This window comes from Psychrobacillus sp. FSL K6-2836, from assembly GCF_038003085.1.
Lineage (GTDB): Bacteria > Bacillota > Bacilli > Bacillales_A > Planococcaceae > Psychrobacillus.
Map to the genome: position 1 here is coordinate 793,641 of NZ_JBBOOM010000001.1, position 22,725 is coordinate 816,365.

Annotated in this window: 22 protein-coding genes; 6 read left to right on the plus strand and 16 right to left on the minus strand. The window is 36.4% G+C overall.

The features are described 5' to 3' along the window. Window positions 1–5 precede the first annotated feature (5 nt). The gene (gene typA, locus MKY37_RS03930; RefSeq protein ID WP_090562966.1) at window positions 6–1,853 is read right to left on the minus strand and encodes a translational GTPase TypA; all 1,848 of its coding nucleotides are present in this window, start codon (window positions 1,851–1,853) and stop codon (window positions 6–8) included. Between the two features lie 105 nt (window positions 1,854–1,958). Between typA and MKY37_RS03935 the strand changes: the two genes are divergently transcribed. Beyond that, entirely contained in the window at window positions 1,959–2,144 is a 186-nt protein-coding gene (locus MKY37_RS03935) for a YlaF family protein (protein ID WP_340773989.1), read from the plus strand. A gap of 24 nt (window positions 2,145–2,168) precedes the next feature. Here the strand turns inward: MKY37_RS03935 and MKY37_RS03940 are convergent, their stop codons facing one another. After that, a complete protein-coding gene (locus tag MKY37_RS03940) occupies window positions 2,169–2,975 on the minus strand; it encodes an inositol monophosphatase family protein (protein WP_340773991.1) in 807 nt (268 codons plus the stop codon). Between the two features lie 104 nt (window positions 2,976–3,079). Beyond that, on the minus strand, window positions 3,080–3,277 hold the full coding sequence (locus MKY37_RS03945) for a hypothetical protein (protein ID WP_340773994.1): 198 nt from the start codon (window positions 3,275–3,277) through the stop codon (window positions 3,080–3,082). 157 nt (window positions 3,278–3,434) lie between these two features. Between MKY37_RS03945 and MKY37_RS03950 the strand changes: the two genes are divergently transcribed. After that, window positions 3,435–4,064 carry a YktB family protein gene (locus MKY37_RS03950; protein WP_340773997.1) on the plus strand — a complete coding sequence of 210 codons (630 nt, stop codon included), beginning with the start codon at window positions 3,435–3,437 and terminating at the stop codon, window positions 4,062–4,064. Window positions 4,065–4,106: 42 nt separating this feature from the next. Here the strand turns inward: MKY37_RS03950 and MKY37_RS03955 are convergent, their stop codons facing one another. Beyond that, entirely contained in the window at window positions 4,107–4,376 is a 270-nt protein-coding gene (locus tag MKY37_RS03955) for a UPF0223 family protein (RefSeq protein WP_340773998.1), read from the minus strand. A 16-nt stretch (window positions 4,377–4,392) separates the two neighbouring features. Beyond that, complete coding sequence (locus MKY37_RS03960) at window positions 4,393–5,349, minus strand: NAD(P)H-dependent flavin oxidoreductase (RefSeq protein ID WP_340774000.1); 957 nt, start codon at window positions 5,347–5,349, stop codon at window positions 4,393–4,395. A gap of 137 nt (window positions 5,350–5,486) precedes the next feature. On the opposite strand from MKY37_RS03960, the gene MKY37_RS03965 reads away from it, so the two are divergent. After that, window positions 5,487–6,956, plus strand: coding sequence for an aminotransferase class I/II-fold pyridoxal phosphate-dependent enzyme (locus MKY37_RS03965; protein WP_340774004.1), 1,470 nt, complete (start codon window positions 5,487–5,489; stop codon window positions 6,954–6,956). Window positions 6,957–7,381: 425 nt separating this feature from the next. Here the strand turns inward: MKY37_RS03965 and MKY37_RS03970 are convergent, their stop codons facing one another. From MKY37_RS03970 to MKY37_RS04010, 9 genes are all read right to left on the minus strand, one after another. Continuing rightward, window positions 7,382–8,359 (minus strand): glycerophosphodiester phosphodiesterase family protein, encoded by a 978-nt coding sequence (locus MKY37_RS03970; RefSeq protein ID WP_340774006.1) that lies wholly within the window; start codon window positions 8,357–8,359, stop codon window positions 7,382–7,384. 440 nt (window positions 8,360–8,799) lie between these two features. After that, window positions 8,800–9,474 (minus strand): LrgB family protein, encoded by a 675-nt coding sequence (locus MKY37_RS03975; protein WP_340774008.1) that lies wholly within the window; start codon window positions 9,472–9,474, stop codon window positions 8,800–8,802. Then, window positions 9,471–9,854, minus strand: a complete 384-nt coding sequence (locus MKY37_RS03980) for a CidA/LrgA family protein (RefSeq protein ID WP_340774010.1) — start codon at window positions 9,852–9,854, stop codon at window positions 9,471–9,473. The genes MKY37_RS03975 and MKY37_RS03980 overlap by 4 nt, the downstream gene beginning before the upstream one ends. 888 nt (window positions 9,855–10,742) lie before the next feature. Further along, complete coding sequence (locus tag MKY37_RS03985; RefSeq protein ID WP_445323059.1) at window positions 10,743–11,522, minus strand: polysaccharide deacetylase family protein; 780 nt, start codon at window positions 11,520–11,522, stop codon at window positions 10,743–10,745. A gap of 652 nt (window positions 11,523–12,174) precedes the next feature. Next, window positions 12,175–13,587 carry a dihydrolipoyl dehydrogenase gene (gene lpdA / locus MKY37_RS03990; protein WP_340774014.1) on the minus strand — a complete coding sequence of 471 codons (1,413 nt, stop codon included), beginning with the start codon at window positions 13,585–13,587 and terminating at the stop codon, window positions 12,175–12,177. A gap of 3 nt (window positions 13,588–13,590) precedes the next feature. Further along, complete coding sequence (locus MKY37_RS03995) at window positions 13,591–14,946, minus strand: dihydrolipoamide acetyltransferase family protein (RefSeq protein ID WP_340774018.1); 1,356 nt, start codon at window positions 14,944–14,946, stop codon at window positions 13,591–13,593. Window positions 14,947–14,977: 31 nt separating this feature from the next. Continuing rightward, entirely contained in the window at window positions 14,978–15,955 is a 978-nt protein-coding gene (locus tag MKY37_RS04000) for an alpha-ketoacid dehydrogenase subunit beta (RefSeq protein ID WP_340774021.1), read from the minus strand. A gap of 3 nt (window positions 15,956–15,958) precedes the next feature. Further along, window positions 15,959–17,071 (minus strand): pyruvate dehydrogenase (acetyl-transferring) E1 component subunit alpha, encoded by a 1,113-nt coding sequence (pdhA, locus tag MKY37_RS04005; RefSeq protein ID WP_340774023.1) that lies wholly within the window; start codon window positions 17,069–17,071, stop codon window positions 15,959–15,961. A 233-nt stretch (window positions 17,072–17,304) separates the two neighbouring features. Beyond that, window positions 17,305–17,952, minus strand: coding sequence for a YkyA family protein (locus tag MKY37_RS04010; RefSeq protein ID WP_340774025.1), 648 nt, complete (start codon window positions 17,950–17,952; stop codon window positions 17,305–17,307). A gap of 134 nt (window positions 17,953–18,086) precedes the next feature. Here MKY37_RS04010 and def point away from each other — a divergent pair, with 134 nt between their 5' ends. Next, the gene (gene def / locus MKY37_RS04015) at window positions 18,087–18,644 is read left to right on the plus strand and encodes a peptide deformylase (RefSeq protein WP_340774027.1); all 558 of its coding nucleotides are present in this window, start codon (window positions 18,087–18,089) and stop codon (window positions 18,642–18,644) included. A gap of 138 nt (window positions 18,645–18,782) precedes the next feature. Here def and MKY37_RS04020 read toward each other — a convergent pair whose 3' ends face one another. After that, window positions 18,783–19,712 (minus strand): carbohydrate kinase family protein, encoded by a 930-nt coding sequence (locus tag MKY37_RS04020; RefSeq protein ID WP_340774029.1) that lies wholly within the window; start codon window positions 19,710–19,712, stop codon window positions 18,783–18,785. 13 nt (window positions 19,713–19,725) lie between these two features. Next, entirely contained in the window at window positions 19,726–20,499 is a 774-nt protein-coding gene (locus MKY37_RS04025; protein ID WP_340774030.1) for a Cof-type HAD-IIB family hydrolase, read from the minus strand. A 281-nt stretch (window positions 20,500–20,780) separates the two neighbouring features. On the opposite strand from MKY37_RS04025, the gene MKY37_RS04030 reads away from it, so the two are divergent. Both MKY37_RS04030 and rnjA read left to right on the plus strand, forming a co-directional pair. Beyond that, window positions 20,781–20,990 (plus strand): DNA-dependent RNA polymerase subunit epsilon, encoded by a 210-nt coding sequence (locus tag MKY37_RS04030; RefSeq protein ID WP_340774033.1) that lies wholly within the window; start codon window positions 20,781–20,783, stop codon window positions 20,988–20,990. Window positions 20,991–20,993: 3 nt separating this feature from the next. Then, window positions 20,994–22,661, plus strand: coding sequence for a ribonuclease J1 (gene rnjA / locus MKY37_RS04035; protein ID WP_340774035.1), 1,668 nt, complete (start codon window positions 20,994–20,996; stop codon window positions 22,659–22,661). Window positions 22,662–22,725: the final 64 nt, after the last annotated feature.

Sequence of the window (22,725 nt, forward strand, 5' to 3'; positions counted from 1 at the left end):
AGTTTCTATTCAAGTTCTGCATTTTTCTTTTTCTTCGTAACACGTTCACGTTCATTCTTCTCTAGAATTTGTTTACGTAAACGAATAGACTCAGGTGTAATTTCTAGATACTCATCATCACCTAAATACTCAATAGCTTCCTCAAGTGTCAAAATACGAGGTCTTTTAATAACATTAGTTTGGTCTTTATTAGCTGAACGGATGTTAGTTTTTTGTTTCATTTTCGTTATATTAACAGTGATATCAGCATCACGAGTATTTTCCCCAACGATCATACCTTCGTAAATCTCAGTACCTGGTTCAAGGAATAATGTCCCGCGATCTTCCACTTGCATCATACCATAAGTTGTTGCTTTACCAGTTTCCATTGATACAAGAACACCTTGGTGACGTCCTCCAACACGACCGGAAACTACTGGTTGATAGCTATCAAACGTATGGTTAATGATACCGAAACCTTTAGTTAAGGACATGAATTCTGTAGTATATCCAATCAATCCACGAGCTGGCACCATGAAAATTAGACGAACCTGGCCATTACCATTGTTGACCATGTCAATCATTTCACCTTTACGTGTACCCATTGATTCAATAATAGAGCCTACAGCGTCTTCTGGCACGTCAATTTGCACTCTTTCGATTGGCTCGCATTTTTTACCATCAATTTCACGGATAATAACTTTTGGTTTAGAAACCTGTAACTCGTAACCTTCACGACGCATGTTTTCGATTAAAATCGACAAATGAAGCTCTCCACGACCAGAAACAGTCCATGCATCTGGAGATTCTGTATCTTCAACACGTAGTGAAACATCCGTTTCTAGTTGAGAACGTAGGCGCTCTTCAATTTTACGTGAAGTAACCCATTTACCTTCGCGTCCAGCAAAAGGAGAATTATTCACTAAGAATGTCATTTGTAGAGTTGGCTCATCAATACGTAACGGAGTTAACGCATCAGGGTGATCTGTAGGACATACTGTTTCACCAACGTTGATTTGTTCCATACCTGACACCGCGATCAAATCTCCAGCTTTAGCCGATTGAATTTCTTCGCGTTTTAAACCGAAGAAACCGAATAATTTTGTAACACGATAGTTCTTAACAGAACCGTCTAATTTCATTAATGAAATTTGTTGCCCAACTTCGATTGTCCCACGGAATACACGACCAATACCGATACGCCCAACATAGTCATTGTAATCTAGTAGTGCTACTTGGAATTGTAATGGCTCATCAGAGTTATCAATTGGTGCTGGAATCGCTGAGATAATCATTTCGAATAGACATTTCATATCTTCTTCTTGTTTAGAAGGATCATCATTTAAAGAAGCAGTCCCATTTACACCTGAAGCATAAACAACTGGGAATTCTAGCTGGTCTTCATCTGCACCTAATTCAATAAACAATTCTAGAACTTCATCTACTACCTCTAATGGACGAGCTGAATCTTTATCTACTTTGTTTACTACTACGATTGGTGTTAATTTTTGTTCTAACGCTTTTTTCAATACAAAACGTGTTTGTGGCATACACCCTTCATAGGCATCGACAACAAGTAAAACGCCATCTACCATTTTTAAAATACGTTCTACTTCTCCACCGAAGTCAGCATGTCCAGGCGTATCAAGGATGTTAATACGTGTCCCATTATAATTGACTGCAGTGTTTTTTGCTAAAATTGTAATACCGCGTTCACGCTCTATATCATTCGAGTCCATGGCTCTCTCATCAACATGTTCATTAGTACGAAAAGTACCTGACTGTTTTAATAATTGGTCGACTAATGTCGTTTTCCCATGGTCAACGTGTGCTATAATTGCAATGTTTCTTAAATCTTGACGTATATTTGTCATATTTCCACTCCATATTCTTTTTTCGAGTCCATAACTGTGTTATTATATCACAAGTGAAACTAAAGTAATATTATTTTTTATCATTTATTTTTGGAGGTAATCATTTTGGCTAATATTAAATGGATTTTCGCACTATATTCCCTAGGTGCGATTTTATCAATGGCACTTATCGGAATTGCTATTGCACTGCGGAATATTCCACTTATTTTTGTATTCCTTATTTTATTGTTCGTTATTATGGGATTTGGTTTCAAAACAAAGAAAAAAATGCGTGACGCAGGTTTGCTATAAATACCTAATCCTCTCCAGCAAAGTTTATTTTGCTGGAGTTTGTTTTAATTGAATATAATCTGTCAATAATTGTTCATGTAATCCTGGTTTAGAAACGATAAAGCTATCAGCATCTAGTAAATCTAGATGTTCAAATGCTAAATTCGTAACAATTGCCCCGACCTCTTTTGCTAATACCATTCCACCAGCTACATCCCAGGGTGATAACCGCATAGAAATATAGGCATCTAACCTTCCAGTGACTACATACGATATTTCGATTGCTGCTGACCCAAGTGATCTAGTACCTCTGACGGTTTTAAGTAATTTCACCATCCCTTCATCCTGTACATATCTATTTGGCACTACCCATCTTGCATTTATGCCAACGACTGCCTCCTCAACTGAGGAAGCGTGTAACTTCGGCAAACGCTTATCATTAAGGTAAGCACCACCATTTAAGGAACCACTTAGCAGAGTATCCTCCATCACATTATATATATACCCTAGGATACCAACCCCATCCTTATATATTCCCAATGATATAGCAAAATTTTGTTTTTGGTGAATGAAATTTGTTGTACCATCTATCGGATCAAGTAACCATACATAGCCGTCTAAATCCTTTATGTCATCACCAAATCCTTCTTCTCCAAATATTCGGTGCCCTGCAAAATCTGCTTTTATATGCTTGATAAAAAATTGTTCCGTCTCTTTATCAATATTAGTAACTAGGTCATTTGCCTCTGACTTCGATTCAATAATGAGTTCAGAAGACAATGAAGTTTTTATGTTATATGCCGCTTCCTTTATTAACGACTTTGCGTATGTATCAAGTTTGTGTATATCCAATCGTCCCACCCCTTCTTAACAACTATGCTTTTAGTATAAAGAAAAAAACACCGGCTGTCTTATCATTAGCAGGTGTTTTTTAAGGTACTCCTATAATTGGAACATTAATCGAGAGCATTGAGTTCCTCCAAAAGCTGGTGAATTTCAGCTAACCGGGTTTTAGAAGCACTTATTTCTTTTTCATTTTTACTCGTCATTGCGTCAAATAAAGTTGCCAACTCATAATCTAACTCCATTTTTAATGTTTGAATTTTTCCTTTTTCCAAGTCTTCTTTACGAATAATATGCACTACCTGTCTCATCACTACCACCCCTTCTTTTTTTATATCGTAATATTCAGAAGATTCTTTATAATAAAATATGCTACCATATAAATAATGTCTACTGAAAAATACTACTTACAAGATTTTTACCCAAAATTCCTATAAAATAAACATAGAAGTTGAAAGGAGTTTACATATGAGCAAAACATTTTGGACTGAAGAAGATTTTAATGTCTTTCAAATAGATGGACTTGAAAACAGAATGGCTGGATTGATCGAAAAAGTTAGACCTAAATTCGAGGAGCTAGGCAATCATTATAGTCAGTATTTTTCTACACTACTTGGACAAGAATATTATCCCCATGTAGCAAAGCATGCAAGACGGTCGGTTAATCCCCCAAAGGATAGCTGGGTCGCATTTGCACCTTATAAGAGGGGATACAAAGCCCTACCTCACTTCCAAATAGGATTATGGGGTAGCCATGCTTTTATCATATTAGCGGTTATTTATGAGGCACCCGATAAAGTAGCCATTGCTGAGCGATTATTAAAGAAAAAAGCATTATTTAACAAATTACCTGCCGACTTTATCATTTCTGGAGATCATATGAAGCCAGAAGCCTCGCTGTTAAAAAAGGAAAAGAAAGTAGGTCTTGAGCACTTACTCGTGCGTTTAAAAGATGTAAAAAAAGCAGAATTTTTAGTAGGTCGTCATATTAACAAAGAAGAAGCTGTACAGCTTTCCGAGGAAGAGTTCTTAAAACTTGTAGAAGAGACATTTGATAATTTATTGCCAATATATAAAACAATGATCAAAATGAAATAAAATTTTTTCCTCCTATACACATTATGGTATAGGAGGTATTTTTTAACCCTTGATAATGGCACTATCCGATTGTTCTTTCATCTTTTTAATAATAGGGAAACTTACATAACCACTTTCTTTTTCAAATTCACGAAAATAAGATTTTTCTTCTGCAATAGAAGGTACTATTTCTTTAAATCTCCGGTATCTTTTCATTAGTTCTTCTCGTTTGATACCATTTTCATATGCTTTTTCTATCGCTTCAAAAAATTGCACTACATCCACTATTTCTTCTGTCGACCAATCCAATGAAAAAGGGTATGTGTATTCCATCTGATACTGCCTCCTTTTATTTCCACTTATTTCGTATGTCTATTGCTTCCATTTCCATGCGATCGAATAATTCTTGTACGGTAGGTATATCCTTTATGAACCCTACTGACTGACCTGCCCAACCAAATCCCTTTTCTTCGTTACCTTCGTAAATGAACTGCTTATTCGCTTCACCACTAATATAGTCCTTAAGAGCATCATATGTTGGATTATCACTTTCAATACTTAAAATTGAATCTGTCCAACTATTTTTTATAGCTCTTGCAGGAGCACCAATAGTTTTCTTTATAATTACAGTGTCCATTTCTCCGCTATTTATTAATGAAGTTTTATAAGCAGGTGAAGCATGCACACATTCTTTTGTAGCGATGAATCTTGTACCCATTTCAACCCCTTCTGCTCCAAGTGCATGAGCAGCCATCCATCCCCGTCCATCTGCGATACCACCAGAAGCAATGACAGGTATAGACACAGCATCCACTACTTGAGGGATTAAAACGATAGATCCGACATCATCTCTTCCAAGATGCCCTCCACCTTCATGTCCCACTACCATAACTGCATCAGCTCCAAGCTGCTCTGCCTTTTGAGCTTGTCGTTTAGCAGCAACAAGCACTAGCTTTTTAATCGAGGTATTAGCGAGTTTTTCTAATATAGGAGCTGGATTTCCTCCAGTCATTGATATTACCGGAACCTCTTCTTCTATAGCCACTTGTAACATATGTTCATAAGGTCTCCCAGTCTGACCAATTGCAAAATTTACACCAAAAGGTTTGTCCGTTAACTTTCTTACTTTATATATTTCTTGCCGTAATTCTTCTGGTGTCTTTAAACTCATGGCAGTTACCTGTCCTAAACCTCCTGCGTTTGAAACAGCTGCACATAAATCAGAATAAGCTAAATAAGCAAGCCCTCCTTGAACAATTGGAAGCTTCGTCCCTAATAATTCTGTAACCCTTGTATGAAAAGACATTCTTTCCCCCTCCTTTTATAATAGTTTAATGATTTTAATCTAATGATACAAATTACAATGATTTTGATAGTATTACGGCTATTGAAGTGCTATAATTTCTTTTGTTTTATAAATTTTAACTAGAGGTGGTATGAACGTTGTCACAATTAGAAACTCCATTATTCGATGCATTATTAAAGCATCGAAATCGTCATCCAATCCAGTTTCACATTCCTGGACATAAAAAAGGGAAAGGGATGGACCCTGCATTTCGAGAGTTCGTTGGAGATAATGTACTTTCTATAGACTTGATCAATATTGCTCCTTTAGATGATTTACATTCACCTAAAGGTGTTATTAAACAAGCACAGCAATTGGCAGCTGAAGCATTTGGTGCTGATGAAACATTTTTCTCTGTACAAGGGACAAGTGGTGCAATAATGACTATGATACTTACTATTTGTGGACCTGGAGATAAGATTCTTGTTCCACGAAATGTTCATAAATCGATAATGTCTGCAATTGTGTTTGCTGGCGCGATTCCAGTTTTTATCCATCCAGAGGTAGATAAAGAATTAGGAATCTCTCACGGTATATCTGTAGAATCTGTAGAAAAGGCTTTAGAGGCACATCCAGATGCAAAAGGATTACTAGTTATTAATCCGACCTATTTTGGTTTAGCAGCGGATCTTAAAAGAATCGTAGAGCTTTCGCATAAGAAAGGGATTCCTGTTGTTGTAGACGAGGCACACGGAGTTCATATTCATTTTCACGATTCACTTCCCGTTTCTGCAATGCAAGCTGGGGCTGATATGGCTGCAACATCTGTTCATAAATTAGGTGGATCCATGACTCAAAGTTCTATTCTTAATGTAAAAGAGGGCCTAGTTTCTACTAAGCGTGTGCAGTCTATTTTGTCCATGTTAACAACAACTTCCACTTCCTATCCATTGCTAGCATCATTAGATACTGCAAGACGACAACTAGCTATTCATGGCGAGGATTTAATAGGGGATGCTATCCGACTTGCAAAAGACACACGTAAACGTATTAATGCAATTCCCCATATTCGTTGTGTAGGGGAAGAAATATTACAAACATCTGCTACGTATGATATGGACCCAACAAAACTATTAATAAGTGTTAAAGACTTAGGTATGACAGGGTATGATGCGGAAATCTGGTTAAGAGAAAAAGCAAATATAGAAGTAGAGCTTTCAGACTTATATAATATTCTATGTTTGATTACTCTTGGAGATACAAAAAAAGAAGTTAATTTACTTGTTAATGCTCTTTCACGAATGGTGGCTGCCCACGAATCTGATGCAGTCGTCGTAGAACCATCTGTTACTCTGCCAGATATACCAGGACTTGCTATGTCACCTAGAGATGCTTTTTACGCAGCTACAGAATCTATTCCTCTAAAAGACGCAAGTGGACGTATCTCTGCTGAGTTCGTAATGGTTTATCCACCAGGTATTCCAATTTTTATTCCCGGGGAAATAATTACCCAAGGTAATATAGATTATATAACGATGAACATTGAAGCAGGGCTACCTGTCCAAGGTCCAGAAGACGACACCCTTGAGATGATTCACGTCATTAAAGAACATCAAGCGATATTTTAAAAAAGGTGAAACTTCAATCAGTGGAGGGCATCATCCCACCCTGAATGTTAGTTGAACCATTCAGGCATTTATGGGCGGTTGGTCTCCCCCTTATACTTTTGCTCTTTGGTCAATCGAAGAAGCGGCTAGGCCAGAACCCAAAACAGCATTTTTCTTTGTGAGAAAAATGCTGTTTTTTTGCTGTGCACAAAGTTGATTTCCATTCCAGGGACGCTTTCCACGGGCGTGGTCTGAGCCTGTAGTCTCAGGCGTCACGCTATTCCCGTAGGAGTCGCCCCTCCATTCCAATCAATTTTATTAAATATCCATTATTTAGTAAAGTTTCTCCTTTTCCAATAAAATTTCTACTTCTGTTCCGGCCTCTTTATAATTTCCATAAAATGTTACATTCTATTAGTGTATTTGTTTGTTAAACAAATGCAAAATTATTCTTTTATAATGGGGGCTATTTTATCAATACGATTAGTCCATATGCCTCCTGAGTAATTTTTAGGAAGACGTTCTAAGTCTTGTTTTTTATCAAAGCCTTCTGACCAACCACCATCGCCTGCAACGAGGATTACTCTTGTGTTAACATCTTCCATTCTGTTTAGAAATTTGTTTGAAAATCCCCAAATATACGGAACATATTTTTCTGGAATATGCAATTGAGTGTGTTCGCACGTTGATGGAACATAACCTGTCCAACCAACTGCTATATAAGGAAGCAAACAACTTTTTAATGTATCCAAGGACATAACACGCATATTAGGTAGGTTTTCTTTCAAAGTAGCAATCGGCTTGTCTCCACCATAAACAGAAATTTTTTTTAGCCTACTATCTGGAAATTGGGAGAGATAATCAGACAAATACTCCCCATCATTCGAGTCATTACTTTTAATATGAATCAAAACATTTTGTTTTGGAAAATGCGATAATACTTCATCAAGTGTAGGCATAAGACCTAGTCCTTTACCACGAAAAGGATAGGTTTCTCCGTTATTTGCCGTATAGCCATAACCTATATCTAATTGTTTTAGTTCTTGCATTGTGTAATCCTTTATTTGTCCTTCGGCATCAGTTCTGCACTCGAGTCCCCAATCATGAAAAACAGCGAACTCTCCGTCTTTTGTAAGTTGAATATCAAATTCTACAATGTCAGCACCAGCCTCGAAGGCTGCTTCCATTGAAGATATAGTATTTTCCAAAAATGGATGATCTGGTTCATAAATCCTCTCTGCTGTACATGTTTCACCAGTAATTCCTTCCATATAAAAATTTTGTGACAATCCGCGATGAGCTAGTAATAAAGGTTCTCTATTCCTATCTTGTGAGAATAATGATGTGTTATTTAAATACACGAAACCAACCAAAATAAATAAAAATATAAAAAACCTTTTAATATTTCGTTTAAATCTCTTCATACTTCTCCTCCAAATAAAAATTTAAACCGTTCGCTTCAATATCTTAGCAAAGAAACTCAACTTTTTAATTATCCTTTTTTCGGCTATTATGTATTAGATTAACAACAATTCTCCACAATCTATATATGTATTTATACAATTACTTTTTCCCTTATTTTTTTATTTTAACATATATAATCACACTGTAATTAACGTAGCAAAAAGACCGTTGACAACATCTTTTATCATTATGACATTTTGATTGCGATATCATATGATATTTTATATGTTAAATCCCAACAACCTTTGTTTCATAAGGTTAAAAAGAGACCAAATCATATGTGATTTGGTCCCCTTATTAGTATGATATTTTGTATTTTTCTCCATAGAAACGGAGCTTCCAATATATGAGGTTCCTTTTTATGTTTTGGCGCATAAGTTATACATTCCATGAAATGAAATTAAATTAATAGCGCAAACAATGGGCAAACAAAAGATCCAAATATTGCACTTAAAGTCATCGAGACGGAACCCATTGTTAAGGTTTCTTCCCCATACTCTCCAAGTTTGGAAAGGCCAATACCATGGGAAGCACTTCCCATTGATATACCTCGACTTATCGCTTTTTCGACACGACAAATCCTAAAGATAAAGGGTCCAAATATAGCTCCTATTATTCCCGCAAAAATAACGAAAGCTGCCGTTAATGTTGGAATACCCCCTATCGCCTCGCTAATGGGGATAGACACCGGTGAAGTAATCGATTTTGGTAATAATGATAATAGAATATGATCATCGAATGACAATAATTTAGATAATATAGTAATACTTATTAATCCCGAAAACAGAGCACTCAATACACTTAATAGAATTGGGACTTTATATTTGAAAATTTTCTCTCGGTGAATATATAGAGGATAGGCCATACTAACAACAGCTGGTCCTAATAGTTCATTTATCCACTTTCCACCAGACATATATGTGTCATAAGATATATTACTCATAACTAAAATAATCACAAGCAATACCGTTGTTGAGAAAATAGGAATTAATAACGGGTATGTAAATTTTTTATATACAGAAGTCATTACATAAAAAAGCATAATTGTTCCGATTATCATCACAAATGCAATCATTCAATTTGCTCCTTTTCTTTTTCTAATAGTTTTCTCTCAAGGAACTCACAAAATTTCCCGGTTACAATAATAGTTATTAGCGTACTTATGAAAATTGATAAAATCATTCCTAAACCGGTCCAAGATAGGAGTTCTGGATAGTCCATAATTCCAACAGTTGCTGGTATAAAAAACAAGGCAAGAAAGGTCAATAAAAACCCAACTCCATCTTTAATAAGCTCGACAGGGATTATTTTAAAATATAAACAACCAAAAAGTAATAACAACCCAATAATACTTCCAGGAAATTGAAGTGATAGACTTTGTACGATCCAAGATCCAATAAACGAGAAAATATATAAAATAATTACTTGGAAAACAATACGAATAATTTTAACCATTTTACGCTTCAAAAGAAATTTCTTTTAAAGCTTACACCTCCTAATACTGATAGATATATAGGGAATAATTTTAAGGTGAATAAGATTCACTGTCTATATAAGAAAAACCGGGCACGCCCGGTCCTTTAAGTTCAAAACCTGTTTCTAGCGTTTCTGAAGTGCTTCAGACAGAATTGCTTCTATATCATTACCGAGTGATTTTTTAGTGATGCTGGTTGGTTGTGACGTCCGCCACAACCAACTAGCATCCCTTATGGCGTCTGTCTATCTGTCGCCCTCCTACAACTCTTAGAAACAGGTAAGTACATGTTTGGATAACTAAAGAAAAGATACTTGCCTATTTATAAAATAAGCGCCAGAAGATACAATTTCTCGCGCTATTCGCTTCTTTATTGGGTAAAAACTTACTATTTCTCTTTAATTTCACTAGTATAAAAAAAGTCTACTTCTTCCACCATCATAAAATAATAGCATTTCTGAATTAACAGCGATTTCAGGAAAGTTTTATTCCTACATTAACTTATAATTATCGAATCGTCTTATCGGTAAGCTATGCTAAATCTTCTTGTTGAGTACTACACCCTATATTAATTAGTGAAAAGTGGTGATTACATCAGGATGAGTGAGACAGATAAGACATCACAACCGAAAGCGCAAGCAGTGGTGATAGCTTACCGCTCACCCTGCGGAGGCCAACATGATATTGGTCACGAAGGCATTGCGATCGCGAAGTGAAGCACTTAGCCTTTGTACTCCACCTAAAACGGAAATCAGCTGTTTTATTCATTCGTTAAAGTCCCATGAACCTAGTATTCACGGGACATTTTTATATACTTTCATATTCTTCAAAAACACCTTTGGATGATTGATCCAAAGGTGTATAGATTATTATTGAATTCCTTTAATCGTTTTTGGATCTATTAAATCATAACCTTTAGCACGCAGACCCTCTACAATACCTCGTAAAGCCTCAGCAGTCCATTCACGATCATGCATTAATAAATTTGCACCATTTGTCAAATACTCGGTGTTCACCATAATATCTGTCAAACTTTCAGCATCCCGATATTGTTTCTCCCAATCATATCCGTATGTCCAATTCATTAAAAGCATGCCTTCTTGTAGGACAAGAGACTTACTAAAATCTGTATTAACTCCAAAAGGTGCTCGGAAGAATTTAGGTTTTTCCCCAATTACTGCTTCTACTGTTTCATTTACTTTTAAAATTTCTTCCATTTGCTGTTCTTCTGAGCTTTCCTTTAAATTAGCATGTGTTTGTGTGTGGTTACCAATAGAAAATCCCATATCGTATATAGCTTTTAAGTTAGTCTTTTCTTCATCCGTATCTATAAAATGTCCATTGACGAAAAAGATAGCCGGTGCATTTAACTCTTTCAACGTTTTTGCCATTTCTACTGCATATTTTTCAGGAGCATCATCGATTGTAAGTAAAACTGCTTTTGGATTTGCATCTTCAATAGGTTGGAATGTCCAGTTTGCCTCGTTTAATTCGTATAGGGTTTCAGCTTCCCGAGTAGCAACTTCCTCAACTACCTCATCCACCTCCTCTACTACAGGCTCTTGAGATACCGGGGTCGTCTCTTCCGTTTCTTTTTCCACTTCAGGCTTCTCATCTGCAACGCCGCAAGCAGAAAGTCCGATTAACATGACTGCTGATATTGTCCAAGTTGTAAGTTTCAATCTAATCACCCTTTCCTTCCTCTATATTTTAACAGGAGAAAGAGATGGATAGTAGGGTATATATTCTTACCGTTTTTATCTCCGTCTAACAAACTACTACTCTTAGTAAAGAGATACAATTTACTATCCTTGTCCTTGGGTGACCCAACTAAACTTTTCGACTCATGTTTATCGAATTCAAGTGATTTTCCTGTACATTCTAGTGATTCTGTTGTGGATTCTAGTGATTCTTCGCCACATTCTAGTGATTCTGTTGTGGATTCTAGTGATTCTTCGCCAGATTCTAGTGATTCTGTTGTGGATTCTAGAAAATATCTCCCAAAAACTTCGGCTTCAGTAACACTAATGTTTTGCTATTACCAACAACAAAAATGTCATAGTAAATCACCCAAAAGAAAATAAGGTTTAATAAAATCCAATAAATCTTAGGCTATTTTCATCATGTCGCATAAATTAGATATAGATTCCTATAATTCCTCCCTGAACTAAGGCAGGTTAGTTTGAAATATAGGCGTTATGAGGATTCCAGTACACAATTTCACTAGAAAAAATCCTGTACATCAAAAATAGACTTGTCGCAAAAAGCGAACAAGTCTATTTTTTAAACCCAAAAGGGAAATTATTTAGAAAGAATATGAATCGGGTGACCCATAACTACTTCTGCAGCTTCCATAGCAATTTCACCTAATGTTGGATGAGCATGAATAGTCATTGCAATATCTTCTACAGTCATACCTGCTTCGATAGCTAAACCAAGTTCAGCGATCATATCTGAAGCACCTTGACCAACGATTTGAGCTCCAAGTAATAAACCATCTTCTTTACGAGAAACAAGTTTAACAAAACCATCTGTAGCATTTAGAGCAAGTGCACGACCGTTAGCTCCGAATGGGAATTTCCCAGCAGCAACATCATACCCTTGTTCTTTTGCTTGCGCTTCGTTAAGACCAACTGTAGCCATTTCTGGATCAGTAAAGCAAACAGCAGGAATTGCTAAGTAATCCACAACAGATGTTTGACCAGCTATTGCTTCTGCAGCTACTTTTCCTTCATAAGATGCTTTATGAGCAAGTTGAGGACCAGCAACAATATCACCAATTGCATAAATATTAGAAACGTTTGTACGACACTGTTTGTCAACTTCTAATAATCCGCGCTCAGCAAATTTAAGACCAATTTCTTCTAGACCCATTTCATCCGTATTTGGACGACGACCTACAGTAACTAAAACGTAATCAGCTTCGACTTTTTTCTCTTCTCCGCCAACTTCATAAGTTACTACTACGCCAGTATCTGACTCTTCCACACCTTTTGCAGATGCTTTAACTGCTATTTCAACGCCTTTTTTCTTCAAGCCTTTTTTAACAATTGTTGTCATTTGTTTTTCGAAGCCAGCTAGAATATCATCGCCACCTTCAACAATAGTAACTTTTGAGCCTAAGTTAGCAAATGCTGAACCAAGTTCCGTACCAATATATCCTCCACCAATTACAACTAAGTTCTCTGGAATTTCAGGTAGGCTTAGTGCACCAGTCGAGTTTAAAACGCGTTTAGTATATTTAAAAGTTGGGATTTCTACAGGACGAGATCCTGTTGCAATAATTGCGTTTTTAAATGTATATGTTTGCGCAGATTTTTCATCCATTACACGAACAGTATTAGCATCAACGAAATAAGCTTCGCCCATAACTACTTCCACATTGTTTCCTTTTAACAATCCAGAAACTCCGCTAGTTAGTTTTTTAACTACACTGTCTTTAAAAGCTTGTGATTTAGAAAAATCGATTTTTACATCTGTAGCTGTAATTCCCATATCATCAGCGTGTTTTGCTTGTTCAAAACGGTGACCAACAGAGATTAATGCTTTGGAAGGAATACATCCTACGTTTAAGCAAACTCCTCCGATATGTTCTTTTTCCACAACTACCACTTTTTGTCCTGTTTGTGCTGCGCGAATAGCTGCAACATATCCTCCAGGGCCTGAACCTATTACAAGTGTATCTGTTTCGATTGGGAAATCTCCTACTACCATTTTTTACGCCTCCATTAATAATAATTCTGGACTGCTTAACAAACGTTTCATATGATTCAACGCATGTTGTGCAGTCGCACCATCGATCATTCGATGATCAAAGCTCAATGATAATGCTAACACAGGTGCAGCCACAATTTCACTATTTTTTATTACAGGTTTCTCTGAAATTCGACCAATACCTAAAATAGCAACTTCTGGATGATTGATAACTGGAGTGAACCATTGTCCGCCCGCTGATCCAATATTGGTGATAGAACAAGAAGCGCCTTTCATCTCAGAAGCAGCAAGTTTACCATCACGTGCTTTTCCAGCAAGTGCATTAATTTCATCTGATATTGCAAAAACAGATTTACGATCCGCATTTTTGATAACTGGAACTAATAAACCTTTATCAGTATCTGCTGCGATACCAATATTGAAGTAATGTTTTTGGATTACTTCGTTTGTTTCATCATCATAAGATGTATTTAACGCAGGGAATTCTCTAAGTGTACTTACTAAAGCTTTTACTACATAAGGTAAGTAAGTTAACTTGATATTTTTTTCAGCTGCAATTTCTTTGAATTTTTTACGGTGTGCAACAAGTTCTGTTACATCCACTTCATCCATTAATGTTACATGTGGAGCAGTATGTTTGGAATGTACCATCGCTTTTGCAATTGCTTTACGCATCGGTGAAAGTTTTTCTCTCGTTTCAGGGAATTCGCCTTCAAAAGTTACAGGTGCTGAAGTTTTAGCTGATTCCTTAACTTCTGCATTTGTAGTTTCTACTTTTTCTTCGTTAGCTGAAGTTTGATCTCCTGATAAGAAAGCTTCTATATCTTCTTTTAACACACGACCATTTTTACCTGATCCAGTTACATCTGCAATGCTTACTTCGTTTTCACGTGCAAACTTGCGAACAGAAGGCATAGCAATAACACGTGTATCACCTTTTGGTTGTTCTTTTGGTGCTGTTTCAGTATTTTTAGTAGATTCTACTTTTTGGTCAGGAGTGTCTACTTTTTCTTTTTCTACTGCTTGACCATTTTCTGCAGTTGCTTGAACTTGTGCTTCTGTCTTTTCTTCTGCTTTTTCTTCATCACTATGATCGCCTTTAAATTTAAGGTCTTCATAACCAGGTGCATCAAGCTTAACAAGCACATCTCCTACAATTGCCACTGTTCCTTCACTTACAAGAACTTCTGTAACTTTTCCTTTTACAGGAGAAGGAATTTCAACAACGGCCTTATCATTTTGCACTTCACATAAAATATCGTCCTCTTGTACCTCATCGCCTACTTTTACAAACCACTTAACAATTTCACCTTCATGTATACCCTCACCGATATCTGGTAATCGAAATTCAAATGACAATGTATTCACCCTTTCTATAACAGATTTTATATTAGAACGTTAGAACTTTTTTAGCTGTTTCTACTATATCCTTAGAACTTGGTAACCAAACTGTTTCTGCTTGAGAGAATGGGAAAACAGTATCAGGAGCAGTTACACGTAATACAGGAGCCTCTAAACTTAAAATAGCACGCTCTGTAATTTCTGCTACAACGTTCGCTGCAATACCAGCTTGTTTCTGTGCTTCTTGAACAACCATTGCACGATTTGTTTTTTCTACTGAAGCAATAATTGTTTCAATATCTAATGGTTGCACTGTACGTAAATCGATTACTTCTACAGAATGTCCTTCTTTTTCAAGCTCTTCTGCAGCTTTTAAACTTTCATGTACCATCGCACCGTAAGCGATAATTGTTAAATCCGTTCCTTCACGTTTTACATCAGCTTTACCAAGTGGAATTGTATATTCTTCTTCTGGTACTTCGCCACGGAATGAACGATATAACTTCATATGCTCTAAATAAATAACCGGATCATTATCACGAATTGCAGAGATTAATAATCCTTTAGCATCATATGGAGTGGAAGGAATAACAACTTTTACACCAGGTGTTGATGTCATAAGAAGCTCTAAGCTATCTGCGTGCATTTCTGGTGTATGAACCCCACCACCGAATGGAGAACGAATAGTGACAGGAGCGTTAAATGCCCCACCAGTACGGAAACGCATGCGAGCTAGCTGACCAGCTATAGAATCCATTACCTCAAAAACGAATCCAAAGAATTGGATTTCTGGAACCGGACGGAATCCTTGTAGTGATAGACCTACTGCAAGACCACCAATACCTGACTCTGCAAGTGGTGTATCAAACACACGATCTTCGCCAAATTCTTTTTGTAATCCTTCTGTTGCGCGGAATACTCCACCGTTAACGCCTACGTCTTCACCGAAGACTAGAACGTTTTCATCATTTTTAAGCTCAGTACGGAGTGCGTCCGTAATTGCTTGAATCATCGTCATTTGTGCCATCGGTTACTTCGACTCCTTCTCTGTGTAGTAAGCTAATTGCTCATCTAAATTATATGGATTTTCTTCATACATAATATTGATAAGGTCAGTTACTTTTTGTTTTGGTGCTGCATCTGCTTTTTTAACTGCTTCTTTTATTTCTTCTTTAGCTTTTTCAATTACTTCTGCTTCTTTTTCTTCATTCCAAATACCTTTTGTTTCTAGGTATTTGCGGAAACGAACTAATGGATCTTTCTTTTCCCATTCAGAATCAGTTTCAGAAGTACGGTAACGTGTCGGGTCATCCCCTGCCATCGTATGTGGACCGTAACGGTAACACATCGTTTCAATTAGAGTTGGTCCTTCTCCGTTAATTGCACGTTCTCTAGCATCTTTTGTTACAGCATAAACAGCTAATGGATCCATACCATCAACAAGTACACTAGGAATACCAGCAGCAATACCTTTTTGAGCTATTGTTTTTGCGGATGTTTGTAGTTCACGAGGTGTAGAAATCGCATATTGATTGTTCTGTACGATAAACACTGCTGGCACACGGTAAGCTCCGGCAAAGTTAATACCTTCATAGAAGTCACCTTGTGATGAACCACCATCACCTGTATATGAGATAGCAATTGCTTTTTTTCCACGTTTTTGCATTCCTAGTGCTACTCCAGTTGCTTGGATAAATTGTGCTCCAATAATGATTTGTGGAGGGAATACATTCACACCTTCAGGAATTTGGTTACCCATAAAATGCCCACGTGAGAATAAGAATGCTTGCCATAAAGGTAGGCCATGCCAAACTATTTGTGGTACATCACGATAACCAGGTAAGATAAAATCTTCTTTTTCTAGTGCAAACTGAGATGCTAGTTGTGAAGCTTCTTGACCTGCAGTTGGTGCATAGAAGCCTAAACGTCCTTGTCTGTTTAAAGAAATTGAACGTTGATCTAAAATACGTGTATATACCATACGACTCATCAACTCAACTAATTCCTCATCTGATAAGTTAGGATTTGCTTGCTCGTTAACAATTTCCCCATCTTCGTTTAAAATTTGAAACATTTCAAACTTCTCTTCAATTTCGTGAAGCGTTTTCATAGGGTCTAACTGCGTTGGATTTTTTGCAGCCATTATTACATCTCTCCTTTTCTTCTGTATTAAAATTTTCATTTGAATCTAGTAGTACAACAATACTTCCTTTTCAGTATACTCAAGAATAAATCTGGGGTCAATCATATGAAATAAACGTATTTAATTGTCGAAATTTTTAAATTCCTACAATCTGTATCACTCTATAATTATGTCTGTACTATATCAGATTGCTATAATTATATAAAAAAGCAGCTCTATGGAGAGCTGCTTTTTTATTTTTCATCCTTCTGCAAAGAAGTTAAAACTTCTTCTTTTACTTCATTTACCCTATTAGTTGCATCATTAAACTTTTGGACAGATTGTTGAACTAATTCATTATGCATATTTACTTCTTGAACTTGTTCTTGTATTGCAGTAACATCTGCCGATTCATCAATTAACATATTATATAAATCTTGTTGCATAGTAGCCAACTCATTATAGTTATTTGTTACTTCTTCATATGTTGTAATACGTTCTTTTAATGAAGTTTCCATTTTTTTTAGACTTTCTTTTTCAGTAGCATCTTTTGTATCGGTAATAAGTGTACTAATTTGTTTGATGCCATCTGAAGTAGAGTTTAAGGAGGCAGCTTCCTTCTCTACTAAAGCTAATCTATTTTCTAATAGGGTTGCGGTATCTTCTACCATTGTAGTAAGTTCTTCTTTTTGATCCTTCGTCAGTTCCATCATCTGTTGAAAGTTCGCTTGTTCTTTTGATTCTGTTTCAGCTAACTCTTCTTGTACATCTCTATAATCAGCTTCCAGATCATAAATTTCTGTTAAGATGTTTGATAGCTTTTGTTCTGTCGACTCTCCAAAATTACAGCCAGCAAGTAGTAATATACTGCTGAAGATGAGTATATATTTGCTTATTTTCATCATGTAACCCCCTATACCCATTCAACTATAATTGTATTAACTATTAAATTCAACTGACCAAAAGGCTGTTTTTTGTTTAGTAAATGGTCAAATTTCGCTATAATAGATATATGAACATTGAAAGGACGATTAAAATGATTTTAATGAATGATATTGTCAGAGATGGACATCCATCTTTACGAAAAAAAACCGAGGAATTGACTTTCCCATTATCAGAGGTAGATTTAACTCTAGCAAACGATTTACTGGAATATGTCATTAACAGTCAAGATGATGAAATGGTAGAGAAATATAAAATACGTCCAGGAATTGGTATTGCTGCTCCCCAAGTAAATGCTAACAAAAGAATGTTCGCCCTTCATTTAGAGGATGAAAATAACGAAGAAGTAAGCTTTGTAGCTGTCAATCCCAAAATAATAAGTCACTCTGTAGAAAAAACGTATATTTCCGCTGGAGAGGGTTGCTTGTCTGTAGATGAAGTAATTGAAGGATATGTACCAAGATACGCACGTATTACTGCAACAGGATTTTTCCCAGATGGAACTCCCTTCAAAAAACGCTTAAAAGGATTAGCAGCTATTGCTTTTCAGCATGAGCTAGATCATTTAAATGGCATCATGTTTTACGATCATATTAATAATGAGAATCCGTATGCCCCTATTCCGGATTCCGTTCCATATGAACGAGCTTAAGTTAGTACATAAAACGCCAGTTCTACAATTGTAGACTGGCGTTTTGTCTGTTATATTGCGATTCAGAGTCTCGAACTTGCGATTCGAACAGGTTATGTTGCGGTTCTCTTCCTCGAACTTGCTATTTGTTTTGTTACCTCATTGTTGTAAATCTATCAATCTTGGCATGGCAGATAACGCACCGGACTTAGTAGCGCAGATTCCACCTAGTTTATTGCCAAACGCGATATATCTGATCCAGGCTTCTTTTGTAGAGGGGTGCCCATCCAAATAAATTTTAGAAAGAATTCCTGCAACAAAAGCATCTCCAGCTCCAGTTGTATCAATCGGAATTACTTTTTCTACAGGAATATGTACCTCTTCTCCGTTAATTACTGCGTGCGTGCCTTCAGCACCAATTGTAATAAGTAATGCCTCCAAATTGTATGGCTGTAAGCATGTGATTCCCTCTTCTATTGTAGTCGTTTTCGTTAAAAAGAATAACTCTTCCTCGGTTAACTTCAATATATCTACAAATTCAAAAAAAGAACATATCGTTTCCCTACAAATCTCTTCACTCTTCCAGCGTAACGGTCTAATATTAGCATCGAAGGAAATAAGAACATTCGATTTTTTCATGCTTTCCACTATTTTTCTAGTTGTCACAAGAGCTGTCGGATGAAAAAGCGTTCCGGAACAAAAATGAAATACAGATGTCTGATGAATTACCTCGCTCTTAATAGTTGAAAAATCTACTTGGATGTTAGGTGTTGCATCTACATAACGTTCAAAATGCCGTTCATTATTTTCCAAAAGATGCACGTAAACTCCGCTTACCTCTTTTTCTGGCACTATTTGTGAAAAGGATAAATCTACCCCTTCAGCAATCAATTCATTTCTAACAAATTCAGAGGTTTCATTTTCTCCAGTTACAGTTATAAACGAAGATGCTGCACCTAGACGAGCAACACCTGCAGCAACATTAACGGTAGCCCCTCCTAAAAACTTTAAAAATCGACTATTGCTCTGATCTTCCGCAATATAATCGACAAACGCATCCCCATATATGAGGACAAACTTTTTGGACATCAAGTAAACTCCTTTAGATTAACCCTAATTTTTTCATTGCGTTGGATAATCCGCTCTCTGATACATGATCAGTAACAAAGGTTGCGTGTTCTTTCAACTCTTCGACGCAGTTCCCCATAGCGACACTTGTCCCAGCGAATTGAAGCATTTCTATATCATTTAAACCATCTCCGAAAGCAACTGCATCTTCCGGATTTCTTCCAATATGCTTTAATAATAAATCCATCCCTTTGGCTTTTGAAATACCTTTCGGAAGAACATCACAGGAAACACGATGCCAACGGACAAATTTCAAATTAGGAAAAGCCTTTTCATATTCCTTTTGCTCTTCCGCACTGCAAAAGATTAGTGCTTGATGGATATCATTTGTTAGAAAGAAATCTTCTGCATAACGTGGAAAATCTATCTTCAATGTTGAAATACTTTCAAATACATCTTCGTGATCAGGGAAGCTAGAAACCATCTCATCACTATCCATATAAACTATTGGTTGCTTCCTTACATTCGCAAAATCCGTTAAAGGCTTCAACTCTTCCTTCGCAATAATTCCCTTATGTAGTATTTGACCTTTAAACTGAACAATTTGTCCGTTGTAACAAACAAATGAATCTATCTTCAAACGTTCTAACACAGATTTTGCAGTAAAAGGGGAACGCCCAGTGGATATGACAATTTCATGCCCATTATCTCTAGCTTTTTGAAGCGATTCTTCCACTCCATTTGGAATATTTTTATCATTATCTAAAATAGTTCCATCAATATCAAAAAATAAAATTTTGTTTGTCATTAAAATTCTCCATTCTTAGATACAAATTATTTGACTTTTCTGTCTTAATCCTTTACACATTTCTTCCTATAGTATATAATACTCTATAAGGAGTGAATAGCCATGTTGAAACGCCTGAAAAGGAAATTGTTGAGACGGCTCGGTGGAATGCTCAGAAACAAAACGATCGCTTAAAATACTTTTGCCCTCTTAAAATGGAGGGCTTTTCTTTATTTTAAATAAGTGTCGTGATAATATAAAGAGAATTGATTTATTTTGAACGTGAAAAAGGAGAGTATAAAATGATTTTTAAAGTTTATTATCAAGAGAATGCACTAGAAGTGCCAGTTCGCGAAAACACACAATGTTTATATGTAGAGGCTGAAAGTGAGCGCGAAGTTCGTGCCCTTTTAATAGACCGCAAATACAATATCGAATTAATTCAGTTGCTTGAAGGTAATCATTTAGAGTACGAACAAGCTAGCGAAAATTACAAAGTAGAGAAGATTTAATATATGAAATTTGTAAAAAATGACCAAACTGCAGTTTTCGCCCTCGGCGGACTAGGCGAAATCGGCAAAAACACGTATGGAGTTCAATTTCAGGATGAAATTATTTTAATCGATGCTGGTATTAAATTTCCAGAGGATGATTTACTAGGTATTGATTATGTAATTCCTGATTACACTTATTTAGTAAAAAATGTTGATAAGATTAAAGGTTTATTTATTACACATGGTCATGAAGATCATATTGGTGGTATTCCTTATCTATTGAAACAGCTTAATGTACCAGTTTACGGTGGAAAGCTTGCACTAGGTTTATTACGAAATAAATTAGAAGAGCACGGCTTACTACGTCAAACAAAAATGATTGTTATTCAAGAAGAAGATGTTATTAAATTTAGAAAAACTTCTGTAAGTTTCTACCGTACAACTCATAGTATTCCTGATGCGTTTGGAATTGTTGTGAAAACGCCACCAGGTAATATTGTACACACTGGTGACTTTAAGTTTGACTTTACTCCTGTAGGAGAACCTGCAAACTTAACAAAAATGGCTGAGATTGGTAAAGACGGAGTTTTATGCTTGCTATCAGATAGTACAAATGCCGAAATCCCTAACTTTACAATGTCTGAACGTAAAGTTGGAGAAAGCATGGATTCTATTTTCCGTAAAGTAGACGGTCGTATTATCTTTGCTACTTTCGCTTCTAATATTCATAGACTTCAACAAGTAACGGATGCAGCTGTTCTTCATGGTCGTAAAATTGCTGTATTTGGTCGAAGTATGGACAATGCTATGACGATTGGTCGTGAACTTGGCTATATTACTGCTCCTAAAGAGACGTTTGTGGATGCAAGTGCATTGAATCGATTACCGGCAAATGAAGTACTGATCCTTTGTACAGGTAGTCAAGGTGAACCGATGGCAGCATTATCACGTATTGCTAACGGTACACACCGACAAATTCAAATTCAACCTGGAGATACAGTAGTATTTTCTTCTTCTCCTATCCCTGGAAATAGAGCAAGTGTCAATCGTACGATTAACCTTCTATTCAGAGCTGGAGCAGAAGTAATCCACGGTTCATTAAATAATATTCATACTTCTGGGCATGGCTCACAAGAAGAAAATAAGCTAATGCTACGCCTTATGAAGCCGAAGTTCTTTATGCCGATCCACGGAGAATATCGTATGTTGAAAATTCATACAGAGTTAGCCGTAGATTGTGATGTAGATCCGGATAATACATTTATAATGGAAAACGGTGAAGTACTTGCACTAAGTGCCAATGAAGCACATGTCGCTGGTCGCATCCCTTCTGGTGATATTTATATCGACGGAAGTGGAATTGGTGATATTGGTAATATCGTCCTTCGTGATCGTCGTATTTTATCAGAAGAAGGTTTGGTCATTGTTGTTGTAAGTGCTGATATGGAGAAGAAGAAAATCGTATCAGGTCCAGATATTATTTCTCGAGGATTCGTCTATATGCGTGAATCAGGAACAATGATTAATGAGGCACAACAAATGTTAAATAAGCATTTAAGATACACTATTCAAGGTAAAGATACAGAGTGGGCAGAATTGAAAAATGAAATTACGGATGTACTAAGTCCATATTTGTATGAAAAGACAAAACGACGTCCTATGATACTTCCAATCATTATGGAAGTATAAAATTGAACTTAAGTAATGCCTGATCGACCAACATCCTTTTAATTGGATAAATGTTAACCTCAGA

Bases quoted from the DNA above. Each gene is read 5' to 3' on its own strand.
- MKY37_RS03980 (WP_340774010.1), bottom strand. From the start codon at position 9,854: ATGGTTAAAATTATTCGTATTGTTTTCCAAGTAATTATTTTATATATT.
- lpdA (WP_340774014.1), bottom strand. From the start codon at position 13,587: ATGGTAGTAGGAGATTTCCCAATCGAAACAGATACACTTGTAATAGGT.
- MKY37_RS03950 (WP_340773997.1), top strand. From the start codon at position 3,435: ATGAGCAAAACATTTTGGACTGAAGAAGATTTTAATGTCTTTCAAATA.
- MKY37_RS04025 (WP_340774030.1), bottom strand. From the start codon at position 20,499: ATGACAAACAAAATTTTATTTTTTGATATTGATGGAACTATTTTAGAT.
- MKY37_RS04010 (WP_340774025.1), bottom strand. From the start codon at position 17,952: ATGAAAATAAGCAAATATATACTCATCTTCAGCAGTATATTACTACTT.
- MKY37_RS04020 (WP_340774029.1), bottom strand. From the start codon at position 19,712: ATGTCCAAAAAGTTTGTCCTCATATATGGGGATGCGTTTGTCGATTAT.
- MKY37_RS03945 (WP_340773994.1), bottom strand. From the start codon at position 3,277: ATGAGACAGGTAGTGCATATTATTCGTAAAGAAGACTTGGAAAAAGGA.
- MKY37_RS04030 (WP_340774033.1), top strand. From the start codon at position 20,781: ATGATTTTTAAAGTTTATTATCAAGAGAATGCACTAGAAGTGCCAGTT.
- rnjA (WP_340774035.1), top strand. From the start codon at position 20,994: ATGAAATTTGTAAAAAATGACCAAACTGCAGTTTTCGCCCTCGGCGGA.
- typA (WP_090562966.1), bottom strand. From the start codon at position 1,853: ATGACAAATATACGTCAAGATTTAAGAAACATTGCAATTATAGCACAC.
- MKY37_RS03960 (WP_340774000.1), bottom strand. From the start codon at position 5,349: ATGTCTTTTCATACAAGGGTTACAGAATTATTAGGGACGAAGCTTCCA.
- MKY37_RS03975 (WP_340774008.1), bottom strand. From the start codon at position 9,474: ATGATTGCATTTGTGATGATAATCGGAACAATTATGCTTTTTTATGTA.
- MKY37_RS03985 (WP_445323059.1), bottom strand. From the start codon at position 11,522: ATGTTAATCGGACTTTCTGCTTGCGGCGTTGCAGATGAGAAGCCTGAA.
- def (WP_340774027.1), top strand. From the start codon at position 18,087: ATGATTTTAATGAATGATATTGTCAGAGATGGACATCCATCTTTACGA.
- pdhA (WP_340774023.1), bottom strand. From the start codon at position 17,071: ATGGCTGCAAAAAATCCAACGCAGTTAGACCCTATGAAAACGCTTCAC.
- MKY37_RS03955 (WP_340773998.1), bottom strand. From the start codon at position 4,376: ATGGAATACACATACCCTTTTTCATTGGATTGGTCGACAGAAGAAATA.
- MKY37_RS04000 (WP_340774021.1), bottom strand. From the start codon at position 15,955: ATGGCACAAATGACGATGATTCAAGCAATTACGGACGCACTCCGTACT.
- MKY37_RS03970 (WP_340774006.1), bottom strand. From the start codon at position 8,359: ATGAAGAGATTTAAACGAAATATTAAAAGGTTTTTTATATTTTTATTT.